The sequence below is a fragment of the Bacterioplanoides pacificum genome, from assembly GCF_042648445.1.
Taxonomy (GTDB): Bacteria; Pseudomonadota; Gammaproteobacteria; order Pseudomonadales; family Oceanobacteraceae; genus Bacterioplanoides; species Bacterioplanoides pacificum.
This window is the reverse complement of sequence record NZ_JBHRYB010000001.1, coordinates 48034-61177: the sequence shown is the minus strand read 5'-3', so window position 1 is coordinate 61177 and position 13144 is coordinate 48034. Positions and strand designations below refer to the sequence as shown.

Annotated in this window: 10 protein-coding genes; 7 read left to right on the top strand and 3 right to left on the bottom strand. The window is 51.2% G+C overall.

Going from position 1 to position 13144, the window contains the following annotated elements; genetic code table 11:
* Positions 1-27 precede the first annotated feature (27 nt).
* The 3 genes from xdhC to xdhA all read right to left on the bottom strand — a co-directional run bounded on the left by xdhC (position 28) and on the right by xdhA (position 5078).
* The gene (gene xdhC, locus ACFOMG_RS00295) at positions 28-921 is read right to left on the bottom strand and encodes a xanthine dehydrogenase accessory protein XdhC (protein ID WP_376864099.1); all 894 of its coding nucleotides are present in this window, start codon (positions 919-921) and stop codon (positions 28-30) included.
* A 220-nt stretch (positions 922-1141) separates the two neighbouring features.
* Positions 1142-3556: a xanthine dehydrogenase molybdopterin binding subunit gene (gene xdhB, locus ACFOMG_RS00290; RefSeq protein ID WP_376864098.1), complete on the bottom strand. Its 2415-nt coding sequence runs from the start codon at positions 3554-3556 to the stop codon at positions 1142-1144.
* Positions 3549-5078, bottom strand: coding sequence for a xanthine dehydrogenase small subunit (gene xdhA, locus ACFOMG_RS00285; RefSeq protein WP_376864097.1), 1530 nt, complete (start codon positions 5076-5078; stop codon positions 3549-3551). The genes xdhB and xdhA overlap by 8 nt, the downstream gene beginning before the upstream one ends.
* A 486-nt stretch (positions 5079-5564) precedes the next feature.
* Here xdhA and ACFOMG_RS00280 point away from each other — a divergent pair, with 486 nt between their 5' ends.
* From ACFOMG_RS00280 to ACFOMG_RS00250, 7 genes are all read left to right on the top strand, one after another.
* On the top strand, positions 5565-7091 hold the full coding sequence (locus ACFOMG_RS00280; protein WP_376864096.1) for an ABC transporter ATP-binding protein: 1527 nt from the start codon (positions 5565-5567) through the stop codon (positions 7089-7091).
* The gene (locus ACFOMG_RS00275; RefSeq protein ID WP_376864095.1) at positions 7085-8170 is read left to right on the top strand and encodes an ABC transporter permease; all 1086 of its coding nucleotides are present in this window, start codon (positions 7085-7087) and stop codon (positions 8168-8170) included. The genes ACFOMG_RS00280 and ACFOMG_RS00275 overlap by 7 nt, the downstream gene beginning before the upstream one ends.
* 37 nt (positions 8171-8207) lie before the next feature.
* Positions 8208-9134 (top strand): ABC transporter permease, encoded by a 927-nt coding sequence (locus ACFOMG_RS00270; protein WP_376864094.1) that lies wholly within the window; start codon positions 8208-8210, stop codon positions 9132-9134.
* Between the two features lie 54 nt (positions 9135-9188).
* Positions 9189-10265, top strand: coding sequence for a BMP family ABC transporter substrate-binding protein (locus tag ACFOMG_RS00265; protein ID WP_376864093.1), 1077 nt, complete (start codon positions 9189-9191; stop codon positions 10263-10265).
* Between the two features lie 92 nt (positions 10266-10357).
* A complete protein-coding gene (locus ACFOMG_RS00260) occupies positions 10358-11098 on the top strand; it encodes a hypothetical protein (protein ID WP_376864092.1) in 741 nt (246 codons plus the stop codon).
* A 131-nt stretch (positions 11099-11229) separates the two neighbouring features.
* Entirely contained in the window at positions 11230-11925 is a 696-nt protein-coding gene (locus ACFOMG_RS00255) for a TetR/AcrR family transcriptional regulator (protein ID WP_376864091.1), read from the top strand.
* A gap of 239 nt (positions 11926-12164) precedes the next feature.
* Entirely contained in the window at positions 12165-13094 is a 930-nt protein-coding gene (locus tag ACFOMG_RS00250; RefSeq protein WP_376864090.1) for a DMT family transporter, read from the top strand.
* Positions 13095-13144 lie beyond the last annotated feature (50 nt).

Below are 13144 nucleotides of genomic sequence, written 5' to 3'. Positions count from 1 at the left end.
CAATCTCTGATTATTCGCTATCAGGTGTTAATCGGACAACTTCAGCGATGACCCGCGGCCACGGCTATCCACCGGGCGCTGCTCATGACTGAGTTGTTGTTTAATAGTTTTCCAGCTGATGCCACGCTGCTTACCGGATTCATCCGGGCCCGGATGCTGGCGAGCTGCGATTAATTGCGCGGCGATCGACACCGCCACTTCCATCGGTAACTTGCCGGGAACCACACTCAGTCCAACCGGACAGTTTAGTCGTTCGATATCTTCCGCAGAAAATCCCCGGGCCGCTAAACGACGCTCAAACCGCTGGGCTTTGGTATCGGAACCAATCAGACCAATCGAGTTCAGACACGGATGCCTGAGTGCCGTTTCAGTTAATTCATAATCCAGCTGATGGTTATGAGTCAGAATTAATACATCAGCGGCAGCTGGTAACTGCTCCAGCTCATAACCCGGATCATCACTGACCACAGCCCTGACATTGTCTGGCAGCGATGCCGGAAATAATTCAGCCCGGCTATCCACCCAGGTCACCTTACATGGCAAACCGGCAACAATAGACATCAGTGCTTGCGCCACATGACCGGCGCCAAACACAGCCAGCTGGAAATCGCAGGCAGCAAAAGTTTCAATTAATACCGTGGCACTGCCACCACAACATTGCCCTAACGACGCTCCCAGCGGGAAATGATCAATCTGCTGAGCATCGTTATTGTGCGCCAATAACTCACGCGCTTTATTGGTCACCACAAATTCCAGCTGGCCACCACCAATGGTGTCGTAGGTTTTTTCTCCGGTAACCACCATTTTGCTGCTCTGATCACGCGGCGTTGAGCCGCTGCAGCCCAACACAGTAATCAGGGCATAAGCTTCACCGTTATGCTGGCATTTTTGTACCGCATCAAACCAGTGTTGAGAGCGCATTATTGGTCTCCACGCAAAGGACTATTCATTGTATTCAGCTCAGTCATTGTATTTCTCTGGCACGCGGTAAATACGCACAAACCACTTCCCTGTGCTTTGCCTTGCAGGCAGCTTCGCTGTGCAAAATTTGCTCCTGCAATTTTGTCCATGTACGCTCGACTGCAGCTTCCCTGCTGCAGACGGCCTCGAAACACAACCACTGAACCGAATACCGGATACACTATTGATCACCGTCAGATTGCACTTCCTGAAGTGCAAACAACACTCTCTCAGGCGTCGCCGGGGCATCCAGACGCGGATTCAGTTTGTAATCGCTGACACTGGCAATAGCATCACGAATCGCACTCCATACCGAAATACCATGCATAAACGGTGGTTCACCCACCGCCTTGGAACGGTATACCGTGGCTTCATCATTCGGCCGGTCTTGCATTAATTCGACATTAAATTCAAACGGTGTATCACCAACGGCCGGAATTTTATAAGTCGCCGGGCCATTACTGATTAACCGGCCGTCGTTATTCCAGGCCAGCTCCTCAGTCGTCAGCCAGCCCATGCCCTGAATAAAGGCGCCTTCAATCTGGCCAATATCGATAGCCGGATTCAGTGAACGGCCGACATCATGCAAAATATCCGTGCGTAATAGCCGGTATTCTCCGGTTAACGTATCAACAATCACTTCACTGACGGCTGCGCCATTGGCGAAATAATAAAATGGCCGGCCTTTACCGGTTTCACGGTCATAATGGATTTTTGGCGTTTTATAAAACCCCGTCGACGACAACGGCACCCGCCCCATATAGGCCTGCTGGACAAAATCAGCAAAAGGCACACATTGTTCGTCACCGTCTTTTGTATACACCAGCTGGTTGTCCAGCAAGGTCACACTGTTGGCATCCGCCTGATAATGCTGGTAAGCAAAAGCAAACATCCCTTCTTTAATACGTAAGCAGGCATCCCTGGCTGCCATACCGTTTAAATCGGTTCCGGAAGAGGCAGCTGTTGGAGAAGTATTTGGTACTTTATCGGTGCGGGTGGCGGATACCTGAATGGTATCCAGGTCTACCTGAAATTCTTCCGCCACAACCTGAGCGACTTTCAGGAATAATCCCTGTCCCATCTCGGTGCCGCCGTGATTCAGATGAATACTGCCGTCAGTATAAATATGCACCAGCGCGCCAGCCTGATTTAAATGCTGCACCGTAAACGAAATACCGAATTTAACCGGCGTTAACGCCAGGCCTTTTTTCAGCACCGCGCTGGAGTGATTAAATTTACGAATAGCAGCACGGCGTGACCAATAGTCAGAGCTGATCTCCAGCTGGTCAATAAGTTCCGTCAGCAGGTTGTGCTCAACTTTCTGACCATAATGGGTTTCATCACGCGGGTCGGTTTTTCCATCCGCCGTACGGATATGCTGATGAGTCACACCGTATAAATTCCGCTTACGGATGGTTAACGGATCTTCCCGCAAATGGCGGGCAATATCGTCCATCATCTGTTCTGCCAGAATCACACCCTGTGGACCACCAAAACCACGGTAGGCCGTATTCGATACCTTATGTGTTTTCGCCCGGTGGCCGGTGACCGTGGCATTATTCAGATAATAAGCGTTGTCCGAGTGGAACATGGCGCGGTCAACAATAGCATCACTTAAATCCGGCGAATTACCACAGTCGCCCGTCACCACTAACTCCGCCCCCTGAATAATACCCTGCTCATCAAAGCCGATATCGTACTGGTTATAAAATGGATGGCGTTTACCCGTCATCACCATATCGTCCTGACGGGTCATACGGTATTTCACCGGTCGGCCGGTTTTATGAGCCACAATGGCGGCGAGACAGGCCAGCGGTGCTGCCTGGGTTTCTTTACCACCAAAACCACCACCCATACGGCGCACTTCAACCTGCACTTTATTGATGCTGATATCCAGTACTTCTGCCACCAGCTTCTGCACTTCGGTCGGGTGCTGACTGGAGGCATAAACCAGCATGCCGCCGTCTTCCGTTGGTTGCACCGTACACACCTGACCTTCTAAATAAAAATGCTCCTGGCCATTAACGTGCATTGCCCCCTGCAAACGGTGTGGCGCATTTTTTAATGCGCTGGCAGAATCGCCGCGCTTATGCTGATGCATCGGGCGCACAAAAAAGTTCTGCTGCAGTGCTTTTTCAACATCCAGCACAGGCTCCAGTACTTCATAGTCAATTTTTGCTTTTTTAACCGCCGCCCGGGCAATTTCGATACTGGTCGCCGCTACGGCAAATATCGGCTGGCCAACGTATTCACATAATTCCTGCACCAATACCGGATCTCCGGCAAACACCGGACCGATATCCACCAGACCCGGTACGTCGGCAACGGTTATCACCTCAACCACACCTGCGGTATCTTTTACTGACTGTAAATCCAGCGAACGGATTCTGGCGTGGGGGTAATCGCTGCCGCCCACCGCGATATGCAACAAGCCGGGTAACTCGGGCATATCATCAACATATACCGCCTGACCGCTGACATGTTTGCAGGCACTTTCATGTTGCATGCTCTGGCCGGTATGGCCCGGACGTTTTTCTTTCGCAGGCCGTGAGCGGAGCATTTCCCCGGCTTCGGGAGTATCAATTAACTTACGCATTTGGAGTCTCCCCGCCGCTGATAACAGCATTTAATGCCAGCTCACTGCTGTGAATATCTTCAATACGGGATAGCTGTTGTGGTTGTAATAATTCCAGTGCACATTTACGCACCAGATTTTTTGCCACCAGCAGACGGTACGCCTGGCTGGCACGAACATCCGACATCGGCGTAAAATCCTGCTCCAGTGCTTGTGCCGCATGGCGGAATTTATCGCCATCCAGCGGCAATGCCGTTAATGCCTGTTCCAGCTGAAGGGCCGCTTTAGGAATGGCGGCCATACCACCAAATCCGGTTGTTACCTGTTCGACTTTCTGATCGTCACTGACGGTTATTTTAAACGCCGCTAATACGGCTGAAATATCATCTTCCAGTCGTTTGGAAATTTTATACACCAATAGCTGCTGATTTTTTTTCAGCTTGGGAATTTTAATAGTGCGAATATATTCCCCGGGTTGCAGCGCCGTTTTTTTGTAATCGATAAAAAAGTCTTTCAGTGCTAACCAGCGTGAGCCGCTTGCTGAAAGGTGTCCGGGAGCCGAGGCCAGTTCGATACAGGCACCTAATGCCAGTAACACCGGCGGAGTGTCACCGATGGGGGAAGCGTTACCAATATTCCCGCCCAGTGTGCCGGTGTTACGCACCTGCCGGGAACCCAGGCGCTGTAATAACTGAGCAAACTGTGGAAAATAGCGCGCCAGCAACGTTTCCATTTCGCTGTAGCTGACCGCCGCACCAATCAGTAACGCATCATCTTCATCGCGCAGCTGTTTCAGGCTGGCAATATGATTAACCGCTACCAGGCTGCCGGGTGTTTTCAGCTGCTGGGTGATTTCCAGCGCCAGATCCGTCGCTCCGGCAACCAGCCGGGCATCCGGATATTGTTGTAACCACTGCTGTAGTTGTTGTTCTGTCTGCGGTGCCGCGGATACCGCATCAGCAGGCGGCGGTGCCGGGTTAGCGGTTAGCGGCTCAGGTTGCCAGACCGCTACTGCCTGATCGCGGTTATCCGGATAATCCTGCAGATGAGTTGCGGCTTCGATAATCGGCCGGTAACCGGTGCAGCGGCATAAATTCCCCGACAGAGCGTCATTAACCTGATGGCGGCTGGGCGGAGCCGTGTCATCGGCAACGCTGATATCCTGATGTAACGCGGCCAGTGACATCACAATACCAGGCGTACAGAAACCACACTGGGAAGCATGATAATCCACCATCGCCTGCTGCGCCGGATGCAGCTGCTGTTTCGCTCCCTGTCCGGTCGCCAGTGCATCCACCGTAATCACACTCTTGCCCGCCAGCTGCGGGATCAGCGTCAGACAGCTGTTCACCGCCCGGTAGCGCCAGCCCAGATTCGCCGAGTAGTCACCCAATAACACACTGCAGGCGCCACAATCACCGGAGCCACAGCCCTCTTTGGTGCCGGGCAAAGTCACCTGAGTACGCAAATAACGCAACAACGTCAGGTCATTGGCCGGATTTTGTACAGTTCTGGCTTCGCCATTAAGAAAAAAATGTATCACGGGTGATTGTGCCTCTTACCTTACTTCAGACTACCGCTGGCTTTACAAAGATTACGATGACTTCCCTGCAATTATCTGACCAATTAGACAACTTTATACCTGAGCAAGGCAATGGCCTGCCGCCAAAAAAGTCGCCACTAACAATTATTCGATATCAAAGCAGATATTTACTACGCTATATCGCACTAAAAAATGCCAACATATAGTTATAGAGCAGTCAGCAAATAATCATTATTTTCTAACCATTTAGTCAGGTTTGCACCAATAACAAACAAGTGACAAATACCGGCGCACCATGGCCGGGCAATTACCCGGTCTGATATTTCACCTGGCGTGAATTAGACATGTAATTATTACAGATTAATTGCCGCAATTAGCTGACCTTTCGAACAATTTTTTATTAAAATGCCGACTTTCTTTCTACACCCCAATAAATATGGCAGGCGATTTGCTAATCATTTTCGACCAGGTGGTCAAAAGCAGTTTATGAAACGAATAGAACTGAACAATATTACGAAACGATATCCGGGGTGCGTAGCCAATGATAAGGTCAGCCTGACCGTTCATGCCGGAGAAACTCATGCCTTGCTGGGTGAAAACGGCGCCGGTAAAAGCACCCTGATGAAAATCATCTACGGTGTTGTGGCACCGGATGAGGGGCAGATGTTATGGCAGGGTGAAGCCGTGCGTGTTAACGGCCCCGCTCATGCCCGCCAGCTGGGTATTGGCATGGTGTTTCAGCACTTTTCATTATTTGAAACCCTGACCGTTGCGGAAAATATCGCACTGAGTATGGCGGCAGAGGATGTTCCGTCGATGGAACAACTCAAACAACGTATTGCCACGGTGTCCGAACATTATGGCATGAAGCTGGACCCGGACCGTTACGTCAATACGTTGTCGATTGGCGAACAACAACGGGTCGAAATTGTGCGTTGTTTATTGCAGGACGTAAAACTGCTGATTCTCGACGAACCCACCTCTGTGCTGACGCCACAGGAAGTCGATACCTTATTCGAAACCCTGCGCCAGCTGGCCAGCGAGGGCTGCAGCATTCTGTTTATTTCGCACAAACTGGATGAAGTGCGGGCACTGTGTGATAACGCCACGATATTACGCGCCGGCCGGGTCACCGGAGATTGTGATCCGCGTGAAACCTCAACCGAAGACATTGCCCGGTTGATGGTTGGCGATGACACGCCGCTGAGTGAGAATTATCAGCGCGCCGAAGGCCAGCAGGCATTCTTAACCATCAAAGATCTCAGCTTTAAACCGGCCGATCCGTTTGCGACCACGCTGAAAGATATTGAGCTGCAGGTAAAAGCCGGAGAAATTCTCGGCATCGCCGGGGTAGCCGGCAATGGCCAGGAAGAATTATTAAACCTGATCAGTGGTGAAGAAACCTGCGCCGCGGAGCGGGTCCGCTTTGGCGACCTGGCGGTCGGCAATCTGGGGCCGGAAAAACGCCGCCTGGCAGGCCTGGGCTTTGTCCCGGAAGAGCGCCTGGGCCGTGGTGCGGTACCGGATATGTCACTGGAAGATAACGCGTTACTGACCGCTTACCAGGGCGATTTAACCGATAAAGGCTGGATTAATAAAAACAAAGTCCGGGCTTTTGCCGAAAAAATTATCGACCAGTTTAATGTTAAAACCGCCGGCAGCCAGGCTCAGGCCAAATCATTATCGGGCGGCAACCTGCAGAAATACATCATCGGTCGGGAGATGCTGCAAAACCCGAAATTACTGGTGTGCTCCCACCCAACCTGGGGAGTGGATATTGGCGCCGCCATTCTGATTCGTCATGCGTTAATTAATCTGCGCGATCAGGGCGCTGCCATTCTGGTGGTTTCCGAAGATATCGACGAGTTGTACGCCATCAGCGATCGGGTTTGTGCTATCTGCGACGGACGCTTATCACCAGTCGCTAACACCGATCAGGTATCCATCAATCAACTGGGCTTATGGATGGCCGGTGATTTCAGCCACATTAACGAAGATTCATCATCATGCTGAACCTGTTCACCCTGGAAAAACGCCCGTCGGACAGCCGGGCCATGTCGTATCTGTCGCCATTACTGGCTATTTTACTGACGCTGATCAGTGGCGCCCTGTTATTTGCGGCAATGGGCAAAGACCCGCTGCAATCGTTGCACACCTTTTTTATTCTGCCACTCAGTGACCTGTACGGCTGGACCGAACTGGGCACGAAAGCCGGACCGCTGTTGTTATGCGCTATGGGGTTAACCCTGTGTTTTAAAGCGCGTATCTGGAACATCGGCGCCGAAGGACAGTTTATTCTCGGCGGCCTGGGGGGCGGTTATATCGCGCTGGAGCTGATCGAAGCCGAAGGGTTCTGGGTGTTGCCGGCAGTGCTGTTGTTCGGTTCCTTGTGTGGCATGGCCTGGGCGGCGCTGGCGGCATTATTAAAAACCCGTTTTAATGCCAACGAAATTCTGACCACCATTATGCTGAATTACATCGCATTAAACTGGTTGTTATACGGCGTACACGGGCCGTTAAAAGACCCGGAAGGGTTTAATTTTCCGGAATCGGCGATCTTTTCTGAAGCCACAACCCTGCCATTAATCTTCGATGATTACCGGTTAAATATCAGCATTTTCTTTGCTTTATTTGCCATGGCTGCCATCTGGGCACTGCTGTCGCGCACCATGATGGGATTTCAGATTTCCGTACTGGGTGAAGATAAAGCCGCAGCGGCTTTTGCCGGCTTTAAAGCGAATCGCCTGACCTGGTTTGCGTTGCTCAGCTGTGGAGCACTGGCCGGCCTGGCCGGGGTTAGCGAAGTCACCGGTACCGTAGGCCAGCTGACACCTTATATTTCTCCGGGTTATGGCTATGCCGCCATTATCGTGGCCTTTTTAGGCCGTATGCATCCCCTCGGTATTTTATTTGCCAGCATGTTACTGGCCCTGACCTATATGGGTGGTGAGATGGCACAGATGGATCTGGGACTGCCTAAGTCACTGACCGGCTTATTCCAGGGCATGTTGTTATTCTATTTATTAGCCTGCGACCTGCTGATCAGTTATCGCATTGTTAAAGTAAAAAAAGCACCGGCAGTCGCCGGATAAGCGTGGCACGGTTGTAACAAAGGTTTAAAACTGACTTATGGATTTCGATCTGATCGTTAATATTTTATTTGCCACTATCCGTACCGGCACGCCTCTGATCCTGATTGCTCTGGGAGAAATGGTGGCGGAAAAATCCGGGGTGTTAAACCTGGGTCAGGAAGGCATGGTACTGATGGGCGCCGTGTGTGGTTTTATGGCTGCCGTAGTCACCGGCCACGCCGGACTGGGCGTCATCGCCGCCATGATTGCCGGCATGCTGATGTCATTGTTGTTCGGCTTTCTGGCGATATCACTGGTGACCAATCAGGTTGCCACCGGTCTGGCGCTTACGATTTTTGGTATTGGCCTGAGTGCCTTTATGGGCGCCGGTTACGTGGGTATGGCCATCGAAGGGATTACCCCCTGGCAGATTCCGTTACTGAGTGATATTCCGGTGCTGGGCAAAATCCTGTTCAGCCAGGACCCGCTGGTGTATCTGTCGTGGCTGTTATTTGGCCTGATCTACTGGTGCTTCCGCAGCACCCGGGTCGGCCTGACGGTTCGTGCCGTGGGTGAAAACCCCGAAGCGGCCAACGCCATTGGTATTCCGGTTATGCGGGTTCGTTATGGTGCAGTCGTGTTTGGCGGCGCGATGGCGGGTCTGGCTGGCGGTTATTTATCACTGGCTTATACCCCGATGTGGAACGAAGGCATGTCGGCCGGACGTGGCTGGATCGCACTGGCTCTGGTGGTATTCGCCAGCTGGAAAGCCGAACGTATTCTGCTGGGGGCTTATTTATTTGGTGCCGCCAGCATTATGCACCTGGTGTTGCAGGGCATGGGCTTTGAAGCGTCACCTAACCTGCTGGCGATGTTGCCGTATATCGCAACCATCATCGTACTGGTGGTCATTGCCAATGACTCGATTAAAGCAAAATTAAGTACACCGCTGGCGCTGGGTCGTCCTTACCGGCCCCAGCTGTAGCTGACAATAAAAGTTAATAAAACGTTATATCAACGAGAGAAAGGAGACCATGTTATGGGTCGCACGAAAATCGCAACATTGCTGTCCGCAGCAACTCTGGCATTCGGCGCCAGCCTGACCAATGCCGCTGATCCACTGAAAGTTGGCTTTGTGTACGTTGGCCCTACCGGTGATGCCGGCTGGACCTTTGCTCACGATGAAGCGCGTAAATACATGGAAGAAAAACTGGGTGACAAAGTCGAAACCAGTTACGTCGAAAGTGTTTCTGAAGGCCCGGACGCAGAACGTGTTATCCGCCGTTTAGCGAAAGATCACGGCCTGGTATTCACCACCTCGTTTGGTTATATGAACCCAACCCTGAAGGTCGCCAAGCGGTTCCCGAAGGTAAAATTTGAACACGCCGCCGGTTATAAACAAGCGAAAAACATGGGCAGCTATTTTGCCCGGGCGTATCAGGGTCGTTATTTATCCGGCCTGATTGCCGGCAAAATGACCAAAACCAATGTCTTGGGTTATGTCGCCTCTTTCCCGATTCCCGAAGTGATTCGTGGCATCAATGCCTTTACCAAAGGCGCCAAAGAAGTTAACCCGGACGTGAAAGTCAAAGTTGTCTGGGCCAGCACCTGGTACGACCCGGCGAAAGAGCGCGAAGCCGCCGAAACCCTGATGTTACAGGGTGCGGATATTTTAACTCAGCACACCGACTCCGCTGCGGTCATTCAGGCGGCAGAATCAAAAGGTAACTATGCCATCGGCTACCACTCTGATATGAGCGAATACGGCAAAAAAGCTCACCTGACTTCCACCATTCATAACTGGGGTGAGCTGTATGTGGCTAAAGCCAAAGCGGTTATGGATGGCAGCTGGAAATCCGAAGATCTGTGGCCGGGTATTGCCGAAGGTGTGACCGATTTAGCGCCATATAACGATGCTGTTCCTGCCGATGTCCGCCAGCTGGTTGAAGCGAAAAAAGCGGAAATTAAAGCCGGTAACATGCGGGTCTTCGACGGCCCGGTAAAAGCTCAGGATGGCAGTGTGAAAGTCAAAGCCGGTGACACCATGTCTGACGGCGACCTGAAAGGCTTTAACTGGTACGTAGACGGTGTAGAAGGCAAATTACCACAGTCTTAATCGCGATCTTTTTTAGACAGCAACAAAACAGCCCGGCTCCGCCGCCTGATGCCAACGGAGCGGGCTACTTTAAAAAACCTCTGGAGAGAGATATGAAAAAGCAATTATTAACGGCTGCAATTCTGGCTACGGCTTCTATGGCTGTATCGGCTGAACAATATTGGGCAGATAACAGTGTATCTGCACTGTATGGCTCAGATTACACCCTGACTCCGAATAGCGATGAAACCAACACTCTGACCACCCTGACACTGGAACACGTGTCCGGTCATAGCTGGGGGAGCTTATTCTACTTCGTAGATCGTCATGTCGGTGAAAGTGATTTCCATGAAACCTATGCTGAGTTCTCACCAAACTTTACTCTGACTTCTTTCGAGAACAGCTTCGTAAAAAACATTAATGCTGCATTTACCTACGAATTCAGCTCAAACAGCGGTGGTTTCAGCCAGGACAACTACCTGTACGGTGTAGGCGCTGATCTGGACATCCCGGGCATGAACTTCGCCAGCGTGACTTACTACTATGCACAGCGCAACACCAACTTTGACAACGGTGACAACGATCATCAGCTGACTCTGACCTACGGTTGGTCTTCCGGCAACTTCAATATCGATGGTTTCCTGGATTACTCTACCGGTACTGAAGACCATGACTCTGAAATGAACTTCACCCCACAATTAACCTACAATCTGGGTCCTGCGTTAGGCACCAAGAACAAAGTTAAAGTCGGTGTGGAATACAGCTACTGGAACAACAAGTTTGGCAACAAGTTCAATGAAGATGACGATCGTGATCAGAATGCGGTCAGCCTGCTGCTGAAAGTTCACCTGTAAGCTACAGATTTGTTGCTTCAGCTGAGGTAACAAAGGGGCGTTTTGCCCCTTTGTTCTCTCCTTATGTTAACTGTGTGTTAAACTGGTCCGACCATTCGGGTCTGTCTTAACAGCGACAGCGGGAAACAGGAATGACCAAGCAGAAGTATAAGCCGGGTAAAATCCGCGAACGTAACAACGAAAATATCCTCGCAGCCGCCGAACAGGAGTTCGTGCTGCACGGTTTTAAAGGCACCAGCATGCAGTCGATCGCTGATCGCGCCGGGGTCCCCAAAGCCAATATCCATTATTATTTTAAGAATAAAGCCAACCTCTACCGCTCGCTGCTGGAAAGCATTATGCAGGTATGGAATGAGGTATTGTCGGATATCACCCCGGACAGTGATCCGGCCGATGTACTGAGCCGCTTTATCCGCTCCAAAATGGAGTTATCTTATACCCATCCTAACGCGTCAAAAATTTTTGCCATGGAAATTATTCAGGGGGCGCCACATTTACGCGAATACCTGAGCAATAACATGCGCACCTGGATGAAAGAAAGAACCGCGGTTATTCAGAGCTGGATTGATCAGGATAAAATTCGCGCCATTGACCCGACGCATCTGATTTTTATGATCTGGTCGACCACTCAGCACTATGCCGATTTCGAAACCCAGATACTGGAAGTGACCAACAAACGTCAGTACGAACCGGACGATATTGATCAGATCACCCATTTTCTGATCGACATCATTTTCACCCGTCTGGGGCTGGAACAACCGCAACTGGAACCCTTCCGCCCACAGCCGGAAGAAGAAACCAGCGAGCCTGCCAGCAGCCCACTGTAATACGGCACTTTCCTTCCTCCCCCGGACTCTGCTAGTCTGGGGGCTCACATCCGTTAACACAACTTACGTTATGACTCTGACTGCACGCAAACCTGCCTGTTCTTCAGCACCTGCTAACAAGCTATGGTGGAACAGCCTGCGCGCGGCCGGAATTCACTAACGGATTTCTCTGGCTGCGGATTGCCGTAGCCAGCCAGCGTCAGTTCGCAGCCGTTTTTTAAACATCATTCAGGGAAACAATGATGACAGGAAACGACTCTGCAATAACCGACAATACATTCAGCAACAACCGCTTTATTCGCAATGGCCTGTTAATTGCCGTTTTGGCGGCGTTTTTATTTTCAACCAAACCCATTCTGATTAAATTTCTGTATCAACTGGGTATGGAGCCTGTGCCGCTGATGTGGCTGCGTATGATGCTGGCGACACCGGTTTATCTGGTGGTTGCCGTGTTCGCCTGGAAGCGCAGCCAGCAGACGCTGGCAGTGCGCGATATCGCTGCAGCAGCGGCAATCGGCCTGCTGGGATATTATCTCGCCTCCTATCTGGATTTATTGGCGTTACAACACATCAGTGCCCAGTTTGAGCGGGTGGTGTTATACGCCTATCCAACCTTTGTGGTTTTGCTCGGCGCATTGTTTTTTAATCAGCCGCTGTCGGGAAAAATTCTGCTGCCATTGGTGATCACTTATGCAGGGTTATTACTGATGTACAGCCAGGAACTGAGCAGCAGTCAGAGTGGTGATAACCCGCTCAGCGGCAGCCTGCTGGTATTGGCCAGCGCGCTGGCGTTTGCCGGCTATATCCTGCTCAGTAAAACCGTGATTCAGAAAACCGGCAGCCTGTTATTTACCAGTATCGCCATGACCAGTGCCGCCATCGCCACAGCGGTTCATCATCAAATACAGCAGCCACTGGCTCTGCCGCAATATGACTCACAGGTGTGGGGGTTACTGATCCTGCTGGCTTTGTTCGCCACCGTATTACCGTCATTTTTAACCAGTGAAGCCATTAAACGCATTGGTCCGGCACGCGCCAGTATGACCGGTATATTAGGGCCGGTAATCACCAGCATATTAGCGATTGTGTTTTTGGGAGAGGCATTGTCACTGACTGGCCTGGCGGGTATGGCCATGGTGATCTGGGGAGTGGCATTATTAGCCCGGTAATCACTGCAACAAATAAAGCGGCTATCTGCAGATAGCCGCTTTATTAAACT